Annotated in this window: 17 protein-coding genes, 13 tRNA genes and 1 rRNA gene; 22 read left to right on the forward strand and 9 right to left on the reverse strand. The window is 40.3% G+C overall.

The features are described from left to right. Window positions 1-9 precede the first annotated feature (9 nt). The 15 genes from rrf to SFC47_RS07435 all read left to right on the forward strand — a co-directional run bounded on the left by rrf (window position 10) and on the right by SFC47_RS07435 (window position 2,488). Window positions 10-126 (forward strand): 5S ribosomal RNA (rrf, locus tag SFC47_RS07365). A gap of 39 nt (window positions 127-165) precedes the next feature. Continuing rightward, window positions 166-240 (forward strand) — tRNA-Glu (locus tag SFC47_RS07370). 66 nt (window positions 241-306) lie between these two features. Continuing rightward, window positions 307-382: transfer RNA gene (locus tag SFC47_RS07375), tRNA-Val, on the forward strand. 64 nt (window positions 383-446) lie between these two features. After that, window positions 447-522 (forward strand) — tRNA-Thr (locus SFC47_RS07380). A 37-nt stretch (window positions 523-559) separates the two neighbouring features. After that, window positions 560-644: transfer RNA gene (locus tag SFC47_RS07385), tRNA-Leu, on the forward strand. A gap of 30 nt (window positions 645-674) precedes the next feature. Then, window positions 675-751 (forward strand) — tRNA-Arg (locus SFC47_RS07390). Between the two features lie 7 nt (window positions 752-758). Continuing rightward, a tRNA-Pro gene (locus tag SFC47_RS07395) sits at window positions 759-835 on the forward strand. 20 nt (window positions 836-855) lie between these two features. Continuing rightward, a tRNA-Ala gene (locus tag SFC47_RS07400) sits at window positions 856-928 on the forward strand. Between the two features lie 10 nt (window positions 929-938). Then, window positions 939-1,031, forward strand: a tRNA-Ser gene (locus SFC47_RS07405). Between the two features lie 53 nt (window positions 1,032-1,084). Beyond that, a tRNA-Asp gene (locus SFC47_RS07410) sits at window positions 1,085-1,161 on the forward strand. 51 nt (window positions 1,162-1,212) lie between these two features. Next, window positions 1,213-1,285, forward strand: a tRNA-Phe gene (locus SFC47_RS07415). Between the two features lie 23 nt (window positions 1,286-1,308). After that, window positions 1,309-1,393 (forward strand) — tRNA-Tyr (locus SFC47_RS07420). 68 nt (window positions 1,394-1,461) lie between these two features. Next, a tRNA-Cys gene (locus SFC47_RS07425) sits at window positions 1,462-1,535 on the forward strand. Window positions 1,536-1,546: 11 nt separating this feature from the next. Further along, a tRNA-Gly gene (locus tag SFC47_RS07430) sits at window positions 1,547-1,620 on the forward strand. Window positions 1,621-1,747: 127 nt separating this feature from the next. After that, the gene (locus SFC47_RS07435; protein ID WP_411253641.1) at window positions 1,748-2,488 is read left to right on the forward strand and encodes a hypothetical protein; all 741 of its coding nucleotides are present in this window, start codon (window positions 1,748-1,750) and stop codon (window positions 2,486-2,488) included. 133 nt (window positions 2,489-2,621) lie between these two features. On the opposite strand, the gene SFC47_RS07440 is transcribed toward SFC47_RS07435, so the two are convergent. Further along, window positions 2,622-3,584 (reverse strand): S8 family peptidase, encoded by a 963-nt coding sequence (locus SFC47_RS07440; RefSeq protein ID WP_411253642.1) that lies wholly within the window; start codon window positions 3,582-3,584, stop codon window positions 2,622-2,624. Between the two features lie 266 nt (window positions 3,585-3,850). On the opposite strand from SFC47_RS07440, the gene SFC47_RS07445 reads away from it, so the two are divergent. Next, a complete protein-coding gene (locus SFC47_RS07445; protein ID WP_411253643.1) occupies window positions 3,851-4,855 on the forward strand; it encodes a DUF3231 family protein in 1,005 nt (334 codons plus the stop codon). A 443-nt stretch (window positions 4,856-5,298) separates the two neighbouring features. Then, entirely contained in the window at window positions 5,299-6,159 is an 861-nt protein-coding gene (locus tag SFC47_RS07450) for a DUF1002 domain-containing protein (RefSeq protein ID WP_411253644.1), read from the forward strand. 264 nt (window positions 6,160-6,423) lie between these two features. On the opposite strand, the gene ahpF is transcribed toward SFC47_RS07450, so the two are convergent. From ahpF to SFC47_RS07470, 4 genes are all read right to left on the reverse strand, one after another. Next, a complete protein-coding gene (gene ahpF / locus SFC47_RS07455) occupies window positions 6,424-7,953 on the reverse strand; it encodes an alkyl hydroperoxide reductase subunit F (protein ID WP_411253645.1) in 1,530 nt (509 codons plus the stop codon). A 14-nt stretch (window positions 7,954-7,967) separates the two neighbouring features. Then, window positions 7,968-8,531 (reverse strand): alkyl hydroperoxide reductase subunit C, encoded by a 564-nt coding sequence (ahpC, locus tag SFC47_RS07460; protein WP_411253646.1) that lies wholly within the window; start codon window positions 8,529-8,531, stop codon window positions 7,968-7,970. A gap of 256 nt (window positions 8,532-8,787) precedes the next feature. After that, window positions 8,788-10,314, reverse strand: coding sequence for a glycine betaine uptake BCCT transporter (locus tag SFC47_RS07465; protein ID WP_411253647.1), 1,527 nt, complete (start codon window positions 10,312-10,314; stop codon window positions 8,788-8,790). A gap of 59 nt (window positions 10,315-10,373) precedes the next feature. Beyond that, window positions 10,374-11,036 carry a hypothetical protein gene (locus tag SFC47_RS07470; RefSeq protein ID WP_411253648.1) on the reverse strand — a complete coding sequence of 221 codons (663 nt, stop codon included), beginning with the start codon at window positions 11,034-11,036 and terminating at the stop codon, window positions 10,374-10,376. Between the two features lie 141 nt (window positions 11,037-11,177). Between SFC47_RS07470 and SFC47_RS07475 the strand changes: the two genes are divergently transcribed. Next, window positions 11,178-12,362 carry an amidohydrolase gene (locus SFC47_RS07475; protein ID WP_411254082.1) on the forward strand — a complete coding sequence of 395 codons (1,185 nt, stop codon included), beginning with the start codon at window positions 11,178-11,180 and terminating at the stop codon, window positions 12,360-12,362. A gap of 314 nt (window positions 12,363-12,676) precedes the next feature. Here the strand turns inward: SFC47_RS07475 and glpX are convergent, their stop codons facing one another. The 4 genes from glpX to rpiB form a co-directional block, all read right to left on the reverse strand. Further along, the gene (gene glpX, locus SFC47_RS07480; RefSeq protein WP_411254083.1) at window positions 12,677-13,600 is read right to left on the reverse strand and encodes a class II fructose-bisphosphatase; all 924 of its coding nucleotides are present in this window, start codon (window positions 13,598-13,600) and stop codon (window positions 12,677-12,679) included. 119 nt (window positions 13,601-13,719) lie between these two features. Next, window positions 13,720-15,738, reverse strand: coding sequence for a transketolase (gene tkt / locus SFC47_RS07485; protein ID WP_411253649.1), 2,019 nt, complete (start codon window positions 15,736-15,738; stop codon window positions 13,720-13,722). Next, a complete protein-coding gene (fsa, locus tag SFC47_RS07490) occupies window positions 15,722-16,405 on the reverse strand; it encodes a fructose-6-phosphate aldolase (RefSeq protein WP_411253650.1) in 684 nt (227 codons plus the stop codon). Before fsa ends, tkt begins: the two co-directional genes overlap by 17 nt. 23 nt (window positions 16,406-16,428) lie before the next feature. After that, window positions 16,429-16,893, reverse strand: a complete 465-nt coding sequence (rpiB, locus tag SFC47_RS07495) for a ribose 5-phosphate isomerase B (RefSeq protein WP_411253651.1) — start codon at window positions 16,891-16,893, stop codon at window positions 16,429-16,431. Between the two features lie 382 nt (window positions 16,894-17,275). Between rpiB and SFC47_RS07500 the strand changes: the two genes are divergently transcribed. The 4 genes from SFC47_RS07500 (at window position 17,276) to SFC47_RS07515 (ending at window position 20,180) form a co-directional block, all read left to right on the forward strand. After that, window positions 17,276-17,674, forward strand: a complete 399-nt coding sequence (locus SFC47_RS07500) for a Lin0368 family putative glycerol transporter subunit (protein WP_411253652.1) — start codon at window positions 17,276-17,278, stop codon at window positions 17,672-17,674. Window positions 17,675-17,687: 13 nt separating this feature from the next. After that, entirely contained in the window at window positions 17,688-18,029 is a 342-nt protein-coding gene (locus SFC47_RS07505) for a Lin0368 family putative glycerol transporter subunit (protein WP_411253653.1), read from the forward strand. Between the two features lie 63 nt (window positions 18,030-18,092). Beyond that, window positions 18,093-19,085, forward strand: coding sequence for a dihydroxyacetone kinase subunit DhaK (locus tag SFC47_RS07510; protein WP_411254084.1), 993 nt, complete (start codon window positions 18,093-18,095; stop codon window positions 19,083-19,085). Between the two features lie 294 nt (window positions 19,086-19,379). Next, on the forward strand, window positions 19,380-20,180 hold the full coding sequence (locus SFC47_RS07515) for a DeoR/GlpR family DNA-binding transcription regulator (RefSeq protein WP_411253654.1): 801 nt from the start codon (window positions 19,380-19,382) through the stop codon (window positions 20,178-20,180). Window positions 20,181-20,298: the final 118 nt, after the last annotated feature.

Consider the following 20,298-nt stretch of genomic DNA (forward strand, 5'->3'; position numbering starts at 1 on the left):
CAAAATAAGTCTGGCAATAATGGCGAGAAGGTCACACCCGTTCCCATACCGAACACGGAAGTTAAGCTTCTCAGCGCCGATGGTAGTTGGAACGAAAGTTCCTGTGAGAGTAGGACGTTGCCAGGCTACCCCATTGGGGCTATTTTTTTTCTCAAAATCAGTTCCGGCCCCTTGGTCAAGTGGTTAAGACACCTCCCTTTCACGGAGGTAACACGGGTTCGAATCCCGTAGGGGTCACCAACTTTTTTTCGCGACAGCGAAAATACCGTTCCTTCCGCGAAAGCAAAAACAAGTCCCAATCAAAATGGAGGATTAGCTCAGCTGGGAGAGCATCTGCCTTACAAGCAGAGGGTCGGCGGTTCGATCCCGTCATCCTCCACCATAGTTTTTTCACGATAGTGAAAATAACTTTCAAAATTTCACCAAGAAAAATATCTACATTATTTGCCGGGGTAGCTCAATTGGTAGAGCAACTGACTTGTAATCAGTAGGTTGGGGGTTCAAGTCCTCTCGCCGGCACCATTTTTTCATTAGTTCTAGCAAAACATTTTCATTATATGCGGGTGTGGCGGAATTGGCAGACGCACCAGACTTAGGATCTGGCGCCGCAAGGCGTGGGGGTTCGACTCCCTTCACCCGCACCATTTTTTAAGCTAAATAGTTATGATTATATTGCGCCCGTAGCTCAATTGGATAGAGCGTCTGACTACGGATCAGAAGGTTATGGGTTCGACTCCTTTCGGGCGCGCCATATATAACGGGAAGTAGCTCAGCTTGGTAGAGCACTTGGTTTGGGACCAAGGGGTCGCAGGTTCGAATCCTGTCTTCCCGACCATTCTAAACAATAAAGTATACGGGGCCTTAGCTCAGCTGGGAGAGCGCCTGCTTTGCACGCAGGAGGTCAGCGGTTCGATCCCGCTAGGCTCCACTTATAATTCGGAGGAATACCCAAGTCCGGCTGAAGGGATCGGTCTTGAAAACCGACAGGCGGGTTAAACCGCGCGGGGGTTCGAATCCCTCTTCCTCCGCCATATTATTACTTCAGCAACTTTTTTTATTGACGCTGCTTTTTCAAGAAAACATTGGTCCGGTAGTTCAGTTGGTTAGAATGCCTGCCTGTCACGCAGGAGGTCGCGGGTTCGAGTCCCGTCCGGACCGCCATTTTTTATATCAGTAGGTTAACTCTACTGTTGATATAGATATAGATTGTATGGCTCAGTAGCTCAGTCGGTAGAGCAAAGGACTGAAAATCCTTGTGTCGGCGGTTCGATTCCGTCCTGAGCCATCATTTTTTTTAAAATTTATAATGGAGGGGTAGCGAAGTGGCTAAACGCGGCGGACTGTAAATCCGCTCCCTCTGGGTTCGGCGGTTCGAATCCGTCCCCCTCCACCAAGTTATTTTTATTAGAAATAGCCTTAGGATTTCACTTTAGTGAAATTGGGTTAGCTCTTTAACAATTGGGCAGCATAGCCAAGTGGTAAGGCAGAGGTCTGCAAAACCTTTATCCCCGGTTCGAATCCGGGTGTTGCCTCCAAATGTTAATATGCGGGTGTAGTTTAGTGGTAAAACCTCAGCCTTCCAAGCTGATGTTGTGAGTTCGATTCTCATCACCCGCTCCAATAATTTTACATACAACAATTAAAACCACCTTTTTAAGGTGGTTTTTTATGTCTAAGGATAGATGTATAAAAAAAGTCATTATTGTATAATGATTTTTTATTGTCAGTTTTTTGAAAGGGTGGTTTGGTGAAATTAAAACGTATAAGTATGTTACTATTACTAGTTATTACTGTATTCATCTTGAATGCGTGTTCAAGCCAAAGAGATGATGAAGTAGCAAAAAAACTCCTGGAAGAAAAATATAATGAAGAATTTGAGATCCTTGCGATAGGCAAGAGATATGATGTTTTGGAAAACGATACATTTGAAGTAACTGCTGCCCCTCTTTATGACCCCAGTTTGAAATTTTTAGCAAAAATCGGTAAGAATGGTACCTGGATCATTGATGAATACATACAAGTTCTAGCAGAAAAAGAAATTAGCGATCGTGTGGAGACTGTGGCGAAAAATCTATACCAAAACTATGCCATTAAAGTCTATGTCGGGTGGGGAGAGAGCAGTATTACGAATAAAAAAGATTTTTCACTTGAACGATATAAAGAAGAAATCCCTGGCTATCCAATTGTCATCGATATAGTTGTAAATGAATATCTATCACCAAATATTAACGTCGAAAAGGAATATGAAGCCTTTTCTAACCTATTCTCCACTGAATTGCCTTATGATATGGGATTAGACATCTTTTATACAACAAATGAGAATGTTGAAAAAAGCAAAACGAAATTCAAAGAATTTGCAGAGACCTACCAGGATTTCTATGACCTTATGGAAGGTTCTAAAAAACGAGGTACAGGGATTGACGAAGGGAAGATGATGGTTCCATTTGAGGCATTTAAAAATCAGAGTGTTTTTAATGGGATGGGATGAAATCCAACATTATGTAATTAGTAGGTAGAATAATAGAATACATCTACATATATAACAACAAAGGTGCCTATTTATGATAGTAGGCACCTTTATTTTTGCTATTTAAGAGCTGCTAAGTGGAGTTGCTTTTCCTTTACCATTTCAACACCTGAGCAGATAATTTTTCCTTAAACACATCTGACAAGTAGGCCTCTACGGTCAAATTCAAGAGTCCATTACCTTCAAGTTTTGGCGAGTTTCCTAGTGGAACGGTCCTCTTTATTAACTGAGCATAAAGCTCAGGCTCTGTCAGATTTCGCTCGAATTTCTTTGTGACACTATCTTTAATGAGTGCAAGGGCTCCTGATACATGCGGAGTTGCCATTGAAGTTCCTGATAGTTTTGCATATCTGCCGTTTAAATAGGTTGAGAGGATTTCTTCACCAGGCGCTGCTAAGTCGACTTCATTATTCGAATTAGAAAAGTTAGAGGAACGACGCTCGAGATCTATGGCTCCGACACTGATGACTTCATTGTAGGAAGCAGGATAGGAGAATTCATCTGAAGAATCCTGTCCATCACCCTCATTTCCAGCTGCACATACGACAAGAATTTGATGGGCGATAGCGTTTTGAATCGCTTGATGCAGCTCTGGTAAATCTCGAGAACCACCCAGGCTCATAGAGATAATATCCACTTGCTGTTCAACGGCATAGTTAATGCCGTTGAGGATCCAGTCATATTGTCCTGAACCATCTTTATCGAGCACTTTTAAAATCAGTAAATTTGCTTCTGGTGCCACACCAACGACTCCGTTATTGTTTTGGACAGCTGCAATGGTGCCCGCCACATGTGTTCCATGGCCGTTGTAGTCAATGTATACTTCAGGATTTCCATTGTCATCATGCGTGAAGTTCCGTCCGCCGATAATCACTTCACTCAGATCAGGATGGGAAACATCACAGCCTGTATCCAATATTGCAACTGTAATCCCCTTACCTTTCGTTTTCTCCCAGATGATTGGAGCTCCAATCATCTCAATCCCTTTTGGTACCTCAGATACCACTTCAACCACTTCATTCACTTGATACGGAATTAAACGTACTATTTGTTCCATTCGTATCCCTCCTGACAGAATTGGTTTTTAAGTGAATTCTAGGGAGTTATTAATAGTTTAACAATTCAGAATCTATTAAACCAGTTACTATAGTTGTGTTTTTATCGAACTAATGTTCCTGTAAATAGAAAATGAGACCTAGCTTTTCTAATTTTCTTTGCTAGTCTTTTTAGTCCAATACGATTTCTACGTTTCCTCTAGGGAATAATGTTATTTAAATTATCACATTCTATAATCATACATTATTACACTATAGGGAGATAAAAATGAAAGAGCGAAATATTCAGTTAACGACTCCGGAGATTACAGTACTATGGACTACATATATACAAAATACTGCAACAATCTGCTTTTATATACACTTTCTCCAATATCTTCAGGATTCTGAAATAAAACCAATTATAGAAGAAGCTTTGTTGTTGGAACAGTCACAATTGAATAAAATTGAATCCATCTTTCTTGAGGAGGATTTTCCTATCCCAAAGGGATTTTCTGATAAAGATGTTGATCTATCAGCTCCTGCCCTTTTTACAGATTTATTTGCTCTAAGTTTTGTTTATCGTGCGGGTCAACTGACAGTTCCTTATTTCGCTACAGCTCTCACAAAGGTAGCAAGGAACGATGTCGTTGAATTTTTTGATGAATGTCTCAAAACAAAGACTAATTTATATAAGAAATCCCTAAATTTAATGCTTTCTAAAGGAATCTATGACAGGCCGCCTAAAATACCTTATCCCAAGGAAGTAGAGTTTACAAAAAAACAACAGACCATTATAGGCTCAATGTTTGGTGAGAAGAACCCATTAAATGTAATAGAGCTGGGTGAAATTTTTTATACCATTGAAAGAAATTATATAGGGTTAATACTTTTAATTGGATTAATCCAAGTAATGAAAGATAAGGAAATAAAGGAATATTTACTGAAAGGGAAAAAATTAGCTGAAAAACAAATTGATGTTTTAAATAAGATTTTAAAAAAGGAAGGTCATCTAGGTAACATTCCTGTCAGTATGGAAGTAACAGATTCTGCAATTTCTCCATTTTCAGATAAGCTCATTATGTATCTTGTCAGCACAACCACTTCAACAGGTATTTATTTGTTGGCCTATGCTTTGTCTACCACCATGAGAAAGGATTTAGTCCTTCAATATACTTTACTATTGACAGACATTACGAGTTATGGCGGGGAAGGGATTGAGGTGTTGATAAATCGAGGCTGGCTAGAACAACCCCCACAATCCATTAACAGAAATCATTTAAATGAAATTTAATTGTGCTTGAAAAAGTCCTTAAATTTAGCAGCTTGAAACAAACAGCTAAATTTAAGGTCTTGCCTGCATTACCAGCATAATTCTGTGGTTTTCAAGAAAGTCTTTGACTCTTCCTTTCTATGGTGTTACTAATCGTTAACAGTACTATAATTGTGTTTTTATCGAACTAATGTTTTTATCTGCGTGACTCAGAATGGTTATCACTGTAATAAAACGGCTATCAAGGTCATATTCTGTAAGCTTTTTGTATTTTTAACTAATGGCAGTAACATAACTATCTACTATGTAACAGTCTTAATTGAATTTGCATAAATGTAACCTATTCTTTTCATAAAATCCCAAAACACTATGTTACGATAATGCAAAGCCAATTTTTCAATAAATAAATTGGCCAGCATGAACCATTTATATGAATGGCTTCATGTAATAAAGGAGGTTTTTTTATGAATCGAAAACTACAAACACTGTTGCTTACGATAATGATGCTATTAGCAGTTCCGTCTATAAGTTTTGCAGATGCAGTAGAAGGAGATAGTATCGTTTCCTTAGGGGAAAACCTAACGGAACAGCAAAAAAATGAGCTGTTAATAGAGTTAGAGGTACCGGAAAATGCACAGAGAATTACGGTATCCAATCAAGAAGAGCATGATTATTTAGGGGAGTTTATTCCTAAGGCACAAATTGGCTCACGTGCGATCTCATCCGCGAGCATAACCATGGGTGCGAAAGGTTCCGGGTTAGATGTAGAAACGAGCAATATTACATGGGTTACGGATGAGATGTATATCAATGCCTTAACTACAGCTGGTGTAAAGGATGCAGTCATAAGGATTTCAGCTCCGTTTGATGTTTCCGGTACAGCTGCCTTGACAGGTATTATAAAAGCTTATGAAACCACAACGAATAAAGAAATTCCGGAAAAAATTAAAAAAGCAGCAAATGAGGAAATGGTGAAAACTGCACAGCTTGGTGACTCGATTGGAGCAGATAATGCCGCTCTTCTAATGGGAAAAGTAAAAGAAGAAATATCTAAGAATGAACCGAAAACAGAAGCTGACCTGCGCGCACTTATTGAACAGGTGGCAGCGGAGCTGGGGATTACGTTAACAGATGCAGAGATAGATAAATTAGTAGAATTCTTCAACGGTCTGAAGGGAATGGATATTGACTGGAACCAGGTTAAAGAACAATTAAGTGAAATCTCTACATTTTTGCAATCAGAGGAAGGACAGTCATTTTTACAGAGGCTGCAGGATTTTTTAAATAGCTCGATTGATGAAATACAAGCGCTCTTTGCTAAGTGAACCTAAATCCTTAATTGAATAGCTTGCGAAAGTAAGATAAGCGGAGATTTTCCTCTTAGATGCAGAATGGAGCCAATTTCGGGGGATATAAGGGGAGAATTTCCGGCTATGTAAAAAAAGATTCTTCTTTTTCAAGTTTTTGAAGGCAATAGGGGGATTCTCTCCGTTTATTTAAGCTATTTTTATTACTTTTTACAAATTAAGCGGAATTCCTCCGTCTATTACGAAAAAAGGACTCGTCAAGTTGACGAGTCCTTTAACATATTAATTGCGAATCAGGTAATCAAACGCACCTAAGGCTGCTGTTGCACCAGATCCCATTGAGATAATGATTTGCTTATAAGCACTATCTGTACAGTCACCTGCGGCAAATACGCCAGGGATGCTTGTTGCGCCATGTTTGTCGACAACAATTTCACCCATACGAGTACGTTCAATATTTTCTCCTAACCAGTCTGTGTTTGGAACAAGACCGATTTGAACGAAAATACCTTCTAATTCAATATGCTTAATTTCTTCAGTTTCACGATCCATATAAGAGATACCATTTACTTTGTCAGTACCCGTGATTTCTTTTGTTTGAGCATTCTTGATTACTGTTACGTTTGGCAGGCTGTATAAACGGTCCTGCAGTACGGCATCAGCTTTCAATTCCGCTGCAAACTCAAGGACGGTTACATGCTTAACGATTCCCGCTAGGTCGATGGCCGCTTCAATACCAGAATTACCGCCGCCAATAACAGCTACGCGTTTTCCCTCGAAAAGAGGACCGTCACAGTGCGGGCAATATGCTACACCTTTGTTCTTGAACTCAGCTTCACCTGGAACGCCGACATTACGCCAGCGGGCACCTGTTGATAGGATAACGGTTTTACTTTTTAGAACTGCACCGTTTTCAAGTTCAACTTCAACGAATTCATTCTTTTCTAGGGATTTCGCACGCTGAAGATTCATGACATCGATGTCGTATTCTTTGACATGCTCTTCAAGACTTGCTGCTACTTTTGGACCTTCTGTATATTTCGTACCAATAAAGTTCTCAATACCCATTGTATCCATTACTTGACCGCCAAAGCGTTCAGCAACGATACCGGTACGGATACCTTTACGAGCTGCATAAATCGCTGCACTTGCACCAGCTGGTCCGCCGCCGACAACTAACACATCAAATGGTTCCTTATCAGATAGCTCGGAAGCATCTGTTCCAGATCCCATTTTAGCAAGGATTTCTTCAATCGTCATACGGCCGCCGCCAAAGTTTTCACCATTTAGGAAAACAGTTGGAACTGCCATAATGTCTTTTGCTTCAACCTCTGCTTTGTATGCTGCACCATCAATCATGGTATGGGAAATACCAGGGTTGAGAACGCTCATGATGTTCAAGGCTTGTACAACATCAGGACAGTTGTGGCAGGTTAAGCTGATGTAAGATTCAAAGCGGTATTCGCCTTTAATGGCTTTAATTTGGTCGATGACTTTTTGATCAACCTTTGGTGCTCTTCCGCTAACCTGCAAGAGAGCGAGTACTAAGGAAGTGAATTCATGTCCTAGAGGAATACCAGCAAAGGTAACACCAGTGTCTTCACCGATGCGGTTTACACTAAAGCTTGGTGTTCTCTCTAGTTCTGTTTTCTCAACCTTAATGTTAGAAGACATGTTTGCCAATTCATCAATTAATAGCAGCATGTCGCGAGAGACGTCATCGGTTCCTGCGCTAACTTTAAGAAGGATCTCACCTTCCATCAGTTGAAGATACTGGGATAACTGAGCTTTTATATCTGCATCTAGTAACATTTTTAATCTACTCCTTAAATTTTTCCTACAAGGTCAAGGCTTGGCTTAAGTGTTTCAGAACCTTCTTGCCATTTAGCAGGGCAAACTTCGCCTGGATTGTTGCGTACATATTGTGCTGCTTTGATTTTGTTCACGATTGTGCTTGCGTCACGGCCAATACCGCCTGCATTGATTTCCATAGCTTGTACAACGCCGTCTGGATCGATGATGAAAGTTCCACGTTGAGCAAGACCTTCTTCTTCATCAAGAACATCGAAAGCGCGAGTAATTTTTTGAGATGGGTCACCAATCATAATATATTCAATTTTGCTGATAGCAGGTGAGTGATCGTGCCATGCTTTGTGTGTGAAGTGAGTATCAGTTGAAACAGAATATACTTCAACACCAAGATCTTTTAATGTTGCATATTCGTTTTGTAAGTCTTCTAATTCAGTAGGACATACGAATGTGAAATCAGCAGGATAGAAGCATACAACGCTCCATTTACCTTTAAAGTTTGCTTCTGAAACAGTGATAAAATCTCCGTTGTGGTACGCGTTTGCTGTAAATGCTTGGATTTCTTTACCGATTAATGACATTATCTATTTCCTCCTAAAATTTGTTGGGAAAAAGCGAACTGCATTTTTCCTTTGTTGTGAGAATTGTTCACAACAAATAGTAATACCTAAATTAGAATAATTCTAATACAATGTTTATTATTACTTAAAAGCCATGGTCTTGTCAACTAGAAAGATTACATTTTTTTGAACATTTTTTGACTTTTCTAAAAAAACTGCAATCCCTTATTAGATAACTATCTTAACCATACATGATATTGTGTCTGGATGATAGTTTTTAGGTTTGATGCAAGTTTCTTTTATTGCGCCTTTGAAGTTCTACTTCACTTTTCAACCCCTTTCGTAATGAGAAACACATGACAATCATGATAATCGCAAAAGGCAGGGCGGCCGCGATCGAAGCGGTTTGTAATACATCCAAACCGCCAGCTAATAGTAAAACGGCAGCTAAAGCGGATTGAATGACCCCCCATGTCATTTTTATCTTATTTGATGGATTTAATGTACCGCCTTCACTCAGCATCCCTAACACAAAGGTGGCAGTATCGGCTACGGTTATATAATATATCGCTACGACGGCAAATCCTAAAATACTTAACACGGAACTTAATGGAAGATAATCAAAAAATGTAAAGATTGCCAATGATACGTTTTCAGTTATATACTTTGCCAGATCTTCGTTACCAGTTTTTTGAACAAGCTCAAGCGCGGAGCCGCCAAAAATGGACATCCATAGACAAGTTCCGAGCGTAGGAACAACAAGGACGCCAATGACAAATTCCCTTACTGTTCTTCCTTTTGAAACCCTGGCAATAAACATACCAACAAATGGTGCCCAGGCAATCCACCATGCCCAGTAAAATAGCGTCCAGGAGGCAATCCATTCCCCTTCACCAAAGGGCCTTAACCTCAAACTCATATGGATAAAGTCACTAATATAAAGGCCAGTCGTATTAAAAAATACCTTAATGACTGTCAGCGTTGGACCCACGATTAAAATCAGCAGCATAATCGCAAAAGATAAGATCATTGCTGCATTGGATAAGTATTGGATCCCTCTTTCAAGCCCAGTATTGATGGAAATGATAAAAATAACCGTTGCGACCACAATCACAATCATTTGGACAAATAACTCATTGGGAACGCCGAATATGTCATGCATTCCGGCGGTAACCTGCATGGCGCCAAGGCCCAAAGATGTCGCGATCCCAAAGACGGTTGCGAAGATTGATAGAATATCAATGGTTTTTCCAATTGGACCGTAAATTTTATCTCCTAATATTGGATGAAAGGCGGAGCTTATGGCCGCGGGCAGCCTTTTATTGTATTGAAAAAAGGCAAGAGCTAAACCAATGACTGTGTAAATTGCCCATGGGTCTAGTCCCCAATGGAAAAATGTATATTGCATCGCTGTATTGGCGGCATCCACTGTATAGCCTTTTCCATAGGGAGGAGATGTATAGTGAGTGACGGGTTCAGCGACACTCCAGTACACAATTCCAATCCCCATACCAGCACCAAATAACATCGCGAGCCAGGACGCCGTGTTAAAATCGGGACGGTCTGTTTTTTTGCCGAGACGAATATCTCCGTACTTAGAAAACAGTAAATAGATCGAAAAGATGACGAAGAACAAGGTAGCTCCAAGATAGACCCACCCCAGGTAATCGATCGAGCCATTGTAAATGATATCGGTAACCTTTGCGAGGTTATCGGTAAAAAAGACTCCCCATACGATAAAAATCAGAGTTAGTAATAATGATATGATAAAAACGCTGTTACCTTTTTTATTTTGGTTTTCCATAGAAACCTCCTAGTCTTGCTTAGTGTCAGATGTATTTTGGGAGAATGCTAAAAGGTAAATCACTTATCAAGGAGGTTATATTGGAACTCCCATTTTTCAGTGTTCAACAGTTCTTCGAGGGTGAGTTCTAATCCGCCTCCTAGGTAAACGGTTTGGTCTTTGATGGCGACCACCATCGATTCAAAGGATGAGTGCTGGTCTTTCATTTTATAGATATCTCCTAACGAGGGTAAAAGGTCACTGTCCACGGTTAGCGCCTCTCCATCACTCAAGCTCTCCTCTTCAAACGAAACCTTGTCTTTATAATCGATGCGATTGCTGTCAGCCGAACGTCCTGGAACCATTAACATGTACTCATTATGTTTGACCCCGTGTGAATTACTGGTGATAACCCCGTGGTTATCCGAGGATTCGACCAGTTCAATTTCATTCAATGTATAGGTATCCAGGGAATCAGGCATGGGATTATGAATTAATATATAGTCTCCTGCGGCTGCTTTTCGGTCCCTGCTGAGCGTATAGGCCTTATGATTAAAAACAAAGCTGTCGAGTTCCTTTGGTTTATATTTTTCAACGCTGACGGCATTGGTAATATGCTGCGTTAAATCCCTAAGCTTGATCAGGTGAATCGATAGTTTATACATGGGTTTTACCCCGTATACCTTATGTAACTCATTGTTAAAATAAACAAATTGCCCTTTTCGTACTTGATACAGTTTCATTAAGTGAACTCCCTTCAACACATATGTTCCTTGGATAACAAGTATCGTTTTTTCTTATATTAAATAGGATGTCTTATTTTAGAGAAAATCATTAATTGAAAGAACCTTTTAAGCTTGCTATCGAAAAGGGAGACGATAATGATGAAAAGCGATCTAATGAGAATGTTAGAATCACGGAAAGAAGAAATCATCGAGATCCGCCGCTACTTACACGAGAATCCGGAGCTTTCTTTTAAAGAGGAAAAAACAGCTCAATATATTGCAGATTTTTATAAAGGAAAAGATGTTGATCTTCAAACAAATGTTGGGAATGGGTATGGCATAATCGTAACTATTACAGGAGGGAAGCCTGGAAAAACCATTGGTCTTCGGGCTGATTTTGATGCTCTTCCTATTTTAGAAGAAGCAGAAGTGCCATTTCGGTCTAAGAATAAAGGGGTCATGCATGCGTGCGGTCATGACGGTCATACGGCTTACTTGTTAGTTTTGGCTGACTGCCTTATCCAATTAAAAGACTCCATTCCGGGTACTATTAAAATCATTCACCAGCATGCAGAAGAAGTCCCGCCAGGCGGAGCGAAAAGTATTGTCGAGTCTGGATTGATTGATGATTTAGATGTTGTTTTTGGCATTCATTTGCTGCCGATGGGACCTAGTGGAACAGTCGGGTATCATGCGGGGTATTCTTTCAATGGACGTGCCTACATGAAATTGAAGATTCAAGGAAGAGGAGGGCATGGTTCTTCCCCTCACCTCGCGAACGATGCGATTGTTGCCGGAGCGCATTTTGTAACTGCTGCGCAAACAATCATCAGCCGGAGATTAAGTCCGTTCGACGTTGGGGTTATTACAATTGGATCTTTTGATGGAAAAGGGACATTCAACGTGATTAAAGACAGTGTTGAACTTGAAGGTGATATTCGCTATATGACGACAGAAACAAAGGACACAATTGAAAAAGAAGTGAAAAAGATGGTAAGAGGAATTGAAGAAGAATTCGGCGTTGCCTGTGAGCTAACCTATACACCAGATTATCCTCCTTTATACAATGACCCTCGTCTAACGGCATTCGTGGCCGAGAGTTTACGCAGCCTGAAAGACCCGGATATAAAAGAAGTGAAGGAATTCCCGGCTATGGCTCCATCGGAAGACTTTGCTTATTATGCTGAAAAATTCCCGGCTTGCTTCTTTTACATTGCCTGTACACCAAAAGGGGTGGAAGATCCTTACTTCAATCATCATCCGAAATTTGATATCGATGAAGCTGCGCTTTTGGTAGCCGCGAAAGCAGTAGGTCAGGTTGTCTGCAGTTATTTTGAAATGTAAAATAACCGGAGATATTCCGGTTATTTGCAAAATGGAGCTCTTTTCGAGGGATATAGGCGGAGGCATTCCGGTTATTTAGAAAAAACTTAATCATTTTCACGTTTTTTAAGTTAATAGGCGGAATCTCTCCGTCTATTAAGGCTAGTTTTGATACTATTTCTAAAATAAGCGGAATTCTTCCGTCTATTAATCAAATCGGTTGCTCAAAGCTCATCCTAAGAAAAAATATATGCCAATTCATTCTCAAAAAAAATGGATGCCGTTTTACAAGGCACCCAGTTCTTCCTTAGTGTTTCGTGTAGCAAAGAAGTCTACTAATAAAAGCTAGCTTCAACAGATTGAGAACTCCTTATCTCTCCACCGACAATAACGAGAGAGTGGGTCTTCATAGTACCATTGCCTGTTTTCTTCACCCCATTCAAAAGAGGTCCATCTGTTATTCCAGTTGCCACAAAGAAACAGTCATCTGATTTAACGAGATCATCGATTGTTAATGTCTTTTCTGGATGTACGATTCCCATCTTGATACAACGATTTCGTTCAGCTTCATCTTGCGGCAGAAGCTGAGCTTGGAAGTCTCCTCCTAGGCATTTTAAGGCAGTGGCAGCAATAACGCCTTCTGGAGCACCACCAGTTCCTACTAATAAATCTACATCTATTTCATTAATGGCTGTTGCGATGGCACCTGTAATATCGACATCCGAGAACAATTTGACACGCGCTCCGGCTGTGATTGCCTCATTCATTAAATCATGGTGACGAGGTCTATCTTGAATCATCACATTGATATCCCTAATATCTTTACCGAGTGCTTTCGCCACAGCTGCTAGGTTTTCCGATAAGGGTAAATTAATGTTGATGGCTCCCTTTGCTTTCGGGCCAACAGCAATCTTTTTCATATACATATCTGGGGCGTGCAGCAAACTACCGCGACTTGCGACAGCGATAACGGCAAGTGAATTCTCCTGCCCCTTTGCCATTAACGTCGTTCCTTCAACAGGATCGACGGCGATGTCTACCTCTGGGCCGTTACCAGTTCCGAGCTCTTCATTTATATAAAGCATAGGTGCTTCATCCATTTCGCCTTCGCCGATAACAATTCTACCGTGCATATCGATACGCATCATTCGATCGCGCATCGCAGTTGTGCCTGCCCCATCCGCTTCCATCTTATTTCCCTTGCCAATCCAAGGATAGGAAGCAATGGCAGCATGCTGAGATACTGCAAGAAAATCCATTACCAAGTTTTGTGTGCAGACTCTACTTTTCGTTTGCAAAACGTTTTCCTCCTTTTCAGTTAAAAAAAAGGAAAGACTGTAGAACCATAAATAACAGTTATACAGTCTTTCTGAAAAAATTAGTTGGCTTTCACCGTTGCAGCAGAGAGGACTTGTTTGGCTTGAATTACAACATTTTCGACTGTAAATCCGAACTGGTTCATAAGTTCGTCTCCTGGTGCGGAGGCACCGAAAGTATCTATACCAATGATTTTGCCTTCGCGACCAACATATTTATGCCAGCCGTGGGTTGAGCCCATTTCACAGGCTAAGCGACGTTGATTGCTGGCTGGTAAGACAAATTCTTTATATGTTTCTGATTGTTTATCGAATAATTCCCAGCTTGGCATGCTGACAACGGAAGAATCAATACCTTGTTCAGCAAGGACCTTTTTCGCTTCAACGAGAAGAGATACTTCTGAACCCGTACCAATTAAAATAATATCTGCTTGCCTTCCTTCTGATTCAGCGATAACATAAGCACCTTTTGAAATTCCGTCTCTTGCTCTTTCATGACTGCCTGGAAGGATTGGTAAATTTTGTCGGCTCAATACAAGCATAACTGGATTTTCCTTTTGAGAAAATGCATAGCGATAGGCCTCAACTGTTTCATTGCCATCTGCAGGTCGAATCACCGTCAGTCCAGGCATCGCTCGGAAGGAGGAGAGTTGTTCAACCGGTTCATGTGTTGGACCATCTTCACCGACCGCAATTGAATCGTGTGTCATTACATAAGTAACCGGGAGTCCCATTAAGGCTGCAGAGCGGACAGCGGATCGTAAGTAATCTGAGAAGACAAAGAATGTAGCGCCAAAAGGCTGAACACCGCTATGTAAGGCCATCCCGTTAAGAATACCGCCCATCGCAAATTCGCGAACTCCAAACCAAATATTTTTCCCTCCATAATTAACAGCACTAAAGTCGCCAGCATTTTTAAGCATCGTTTTGTTTGAGGAAGCTAAATCTGCTGATCCTCCAAAAAGGGTAGGTAGATTTTCTGCAATTTGATTAAGGGCTATACCCGATGCCTCTCTTGTAGCAAGCGCTTTATCACTATCACAATAAAGCTTTAGTGCCTCGTCCCAATTTCCAGGCAAGTTTCCATTAACAAGCGCTTGAATCTCGTCAGCAAGTTCAGGATACGCCTGACAGAATTTGATTAAGAGCTGTGTCCACTCTGCTTCTATTTGAATACCTCGCTCCTGGTATAATGATTTTAATTCCTCTACTTCTTTTGGCAATGTAAAAGGAGGAAGCTCCCAATTGTAATTTTTCTTTGCTAAAGCAGCCTCTTCGGGTCCGAGCGGGGAACCGTGTGAAGCTGATTTTCCAGCTTTATTTGGACTTCCGTATCCGATTACGGTTTTTACTTCAATGATGGCAGGTTTGTTTTTCTCACGTTTTGCCAGGGCAATTGCCTCGTTTATGGCATCTAAATCGTTTCCGTCTTCAACAACTAATGTTTGCCAGCCGCAGGAAGAGAATCTTGCCTCGATATTCTCTGAAAACGCTTGATCTAAATTGCCATCTAATGAAATTTGATTTGAATCATAGAGCAAAATTAGCTTTCCTAATTGCAGGTGACCTGCTAGGGAAGCAGCCTCATAAGAGATTCCTTCCATTAAACAACCATCCCCGCATAATAAATACGTGTAATGGTCGACAACAGGGAAGTTTGGACGGTTATATTTCGCAGCTAAATGGGCTTCCGTCATTGCCATCCCGACGCCCATTGCAATTCCTTGCCCCAGTGGTCCAGTTGTTGCGTCTATACCAGGTGTATGTTTATATTCTGGGTGGCCAGGAGTAAGGCTTCCCATTTGACGAAATTGCTGTAATTCCGACATGGGCATATCATAGCCGAACACATGGAGTAAGCTGTACATTAATGCTGAACCATGTCCAGCGGATAAAATAAAACGGTCACGGTTAAACCAGCTCGGATTTGTTGGATTGAATTGGAGATGGTTTTTCCATAATGCTGTGACTGTTGGAGCTGCACCCATTGGCAGACCTGGATGGCCAGAGTTTGATTTTTCAATCATATCAATGGAAAGCACACGAAGTGCTTGAACCACTTGGTTATCTAACTGTTGCATATTGTTCACCTGCATTCTCTAGTGTTTGACTATAGGAGTCCCAATCCTTTAAAAAGCTTTCAATTCCCTTATCTGTTAAAGGGTGACCCCATAACTTTGGGAAAAGTGATCCTGGGACAGTGGCAATATGTGAACCTGCTTCTGCGGCAGATTCCAAATGGCCAATATGACGAACGCTTGCAGCAATGATTTCTGATTGTAGTCCATAGTTCTCAAGGACAGTTTTTAAACGTTTAATCAGGTCAACGCCATCAACTCCGATATCATCAAGTCTGCCAAGGAAAGGGCTGATGTAAGTTGCGCCTGCTTTTGCCGCCATTAAGCCTTGTGCGACCGAAAAAATAAGCGTGACATTTGTTTTAATGTTTTCTTTTGCTAATATATGAACCGCTTTCAATCCTTCCTCTGTCATAGGAAGTTTTACAACTACATTATCCGCCCATTTGGCAATACTGCGCGCCTCGTTAATCATGTCCTTTGCTTTTAGACCAATGACCTCTGCGCTAACGGGTCCATCTACAATACTGCAAATCTCTTTAATTACTTCTTCAAATGGACGTCCTTCTTTGGCGATGATCGTTGGGTTTGTTGTCACACCATCGACAAGTCCTAACGTATAAATTCGTTTGATTTCTTCTACATTTGCTGTATCGAGGAAAAATTTCATTTCATATTCTCCTTTTGTAAAAATTAACAGCTTAAACCGCTAAGCAGAAATTCTTTCTCTTTATCCATGATTTGATCGATTTTTCTTGCAGAGTTTCCACCTTGGAAGGAAACATTTAGGTAGGCCTTCACTACTTGTTTAGCAAGTTCATCGCCGATTACCTTTGCTCCGATAGTGATAATTTGTGCGTTATTGCTAAGCTGGGCACGCTCTGCAGAAAAAACATCATGGCATTGAGCAGAACGAATATTTGGGACTTTATTCGCTGCGATGGACATTCCGATACCAGTTCCGCAAACAAGGATTCCTCTTTCAAGCTTACCTTGTGAAATATCTGTTGCTACATTAAAGGCTACTCCTGGATAATCGACTTCATCTTCAGAATAACATCCGTAATCTACGACTTCATGACCTAAACTAGTAACGTATTTTCTTAATTCTTCTTTCATACGGAAAGCGTTGTGATCTGATCCAATTCCAATTTTCATTACTATCACTCCTATTTAATTAATCTACTCATATTTTTTCATTTATTTTCGTTTATGTCAACAAAATTATTAACAAACGAAAATAAACGAAAATATATCGATGAATACAATCGTATTACTATAGATGTTGTTATCATTGAGGATATTAGCTTTCGATAATTCTATTAAAATCAATGTTATATCAGAAGTTAAATGAAAATAAAAATAAATAAACAAAAGATATTGACAATAAACGAATCTAAACGATAAAATAAGCTTACACAAATGAAAGCACTTTCTCGGAGGAAACTAGTTGGGGGAGGTAGGGAAGAAAACAATTAAAAATGATAGTTTGCAATATATTTTTCAAAATAAAATACCTATTTTATGTGAGGTGACCAAAATGAAGTTTTCACGTGGTGTAATTGGATATTGTATCGCTGGGATGATTGTTATGAGTGTTTGGGGGCCGCTTTCTAGCAAGTATGGACTCATGGGTGGTGTGCTTGCAGCTTTCTTTATTATCGGACCAATGTGGTACATGAACCACTATGTAGGCTTAATTGATCATGAGGATGACTCCGCTTTTGTTGATATGGGTCTTGGTATTGCGATTTGTGGAATGATGAGGGACTTTTTCATGAATGGTTCAAGTACACTCGTCGATTCACTGCCAACCATTCTGCTCGTTACGGTCGGAGCGGTTGCAGGCGGGGTCGCTGCAGCGTATATCGAGAAAGACATGGCGAAGAAAAATGTGGAACATGCAGAAATCGTTATAGAACAGAAAAAGACTGCTTAAGGGGGGAATGGGGATGAGTGTTGCAATGGCAGTAACAACGATTGCTGGTGGATTTATCTTTCCGTTTGCGATACGGATGATGTGGGGCAAAATGGTTGAAAACTGGGGACCGATTGGCGGCTGGGTTGCCGCAGCGTTTATCGTCGGAACCGTATGGACCATGAACCACGGTATTGACAAACCGCTTATTCATCAAAGCGGCGACGCCTGGGTCGATATGGGGTGGGCAGCGGGTGTTGGTGTGTTTGTCGCTTCAGTCTTAACCGGCGGAAAGGTTAAGAAATCGTTAACCAATGTTACCGCAGCAGTAGTTGGCGGCATAGCTGGCGGATATTTACTATCATTATTTTTATAAAAAACTATAAAACTGTGAGGATGATAAAATATGAAAAATCAAGATGTTGCAGAAAAAACAGCTATTAAAAGATTAGTAAATGATGGATTTGATGTTGTAGAGGAAATGCTAGAAGGCTATTGCAAAGCGAACAAAAATTATGCTGAGCTGCATGAAACGGATGGTCGTGTGGTTGTTAGTAAGAAAATGAGTGAAGAAAGCAAGGTACGTGTCATTATTGGCGGAGGCTCCGGGCATGAACCTTTATTCTTAGGTTATGTGGGAAAAGATTTTGCTGACGCTGCTGTCATTGGGAATATTAATACGTCTCCATCTCCAGAGCATTGTTATAATGCAGTAAAAGCGGTGGATGCAGGTAAAGGCTGCTTGTTTATGTATGGAAATTATTCAGGTGATGTGATGAATTTTGATATGGCGGTTGAAATGGCAGAAGATGATGGTATTCGTGTTGAAACCGTTCGTGTAACAGATGATGTGTATTCATCAAAGAGTCATCTAGAGCGACGCGGGGTAGCTGGTGATGTATTTGTTTTTAAGGCAGCAGCAGCTGCCGCAGCAAAAGGTCTTGATTTAGATGAAGTAAAACGTGCCGCTGAAAAAGCAAATGACAATACTAGATCAATGGGGGTTGCACTATCTTCCTGCACACATCCAGCGACAGGACAACATATCTTTCAAATGGATGCTGGGGAAATGGAAGTGGGTATGGGAATCCATGGTGAACCTGGTGTGCGCAGATCAAAGCTAAAACCAGCTGATGAGGTTGTTGACGAAATTCTTGGATATATTTTAGAAGATATTGAACTTAAAGCTGAAGAAGAAGTTTCTGTACTTGTGAATGGTCTTGGCGGGCTGCCGGTAATGGATCAATATATTTGCTATAGAAGAGTAGCGGAAGTATTAGAAGAAAAAGGAATTAAAATCCATCAATCATTAGTAGGTAACTATGCAACATCTATGGATATGGTCGGCATGTCGATTACTCTAATCAAATTAGATAACGAGTTAAAGGAATTGCTTGATGCTCCATGTGATACACCATACTTTAAAATTTAATGAACAATCAATAAAGGTGGACCTTTTGAAGGTTCACCTTTATAAAATAAGATTTTTCTTGTAAGAGCTGCGTGAAATCCCCGTCTTTCCAACCTCTTGCTGAAATTTGCCTGAATACTTTTCTACTATTATTTACTTTCATTTTTTTGCGTTATGTGTCAAAATACTTACATTTTGACAAAGATATGATGTAATATGAGTATTATATACTTTTAATTTTTGAGGCACATATGTATCATTTGTGCTTCTAATGATAAATATGGATAATAAATTCGGATACTGTGGGGGATATGGATGTCTAAAATGTTTGCACCGGAGAGAAGAAAAATTATTATGGAAAAGCTTTACGCGAGCCAGCGGGTAACGATAAAGGAATTATCTGAGGAAATGGACGTATCTGAAGCAACACTAAGAACCGATCTTACCAAAATGGAAGAAGAAGGTCTGTTAAAAAGAACGCATGGCGGTGCGCTTTTAGTCGAGGATTTGGAAAATGAAACTAGATTTTCGAGCCGAGAAAAGAAAAATAAAGAAGAAAAATCATTGATTGCCAAACAGGCATTGGAATTGATTACAAATTCACAATGCATTATGTTGGACGCAAGCTCAACGGCACTGGAGCTGGCTAAGCTATTGAAAGAAATGCGCATTCAATTAACCGTTGTCACGAGCGGTATAAATACTGCACTCGAGTTAAATGAACATCCTGATATTACGGTCATTTTGCTGGGCGGTATTGTGAAAAGAGGTTCTTATTCATTAGAGGGGAGCTTGGGAGTAAGTATATTGGATAAAATTCATATTGACCTAATGTTTACCTCAGCGAATGGTTTTTCGCTTGAAGCGGGATTAATGGATTTTAGTGTTTACGAAGTGGAACTGAAGAAAGCTATGGTAAAGGCATCTAAGAAAGTTGTAGCCTTGCTGGACCATACCAAAATTAACAAGCACTCCATTGCTTCCTTTGCATCAATAGATGATATTGATATAATAATTACAGACTGTGATCTTCCAAAAGATTATCGTGGAAAATTGGAGGAAAAACAGATTGGCATAATGACAGTAGAGCCTGGTTTTAATGACTGCGGATGTTAATGATAAAAGAATGAACAAGCACTTCTCAAACCATTCATGGCTTAGGAGTGCTTGTTTAATAGAGAAAATGCAATAAGTGAAAATAAAATGAAAGAAAATGAAAATAAACGATAATAAA

This window comes from Neobacillus niacini (assembly GCF_046591715.1).
Lineage (GTDB): Bacteria > Bacillota > Bacilli > Bacillales > Cytobacillaceae > Neobacillus > Neobacillus niacini_L.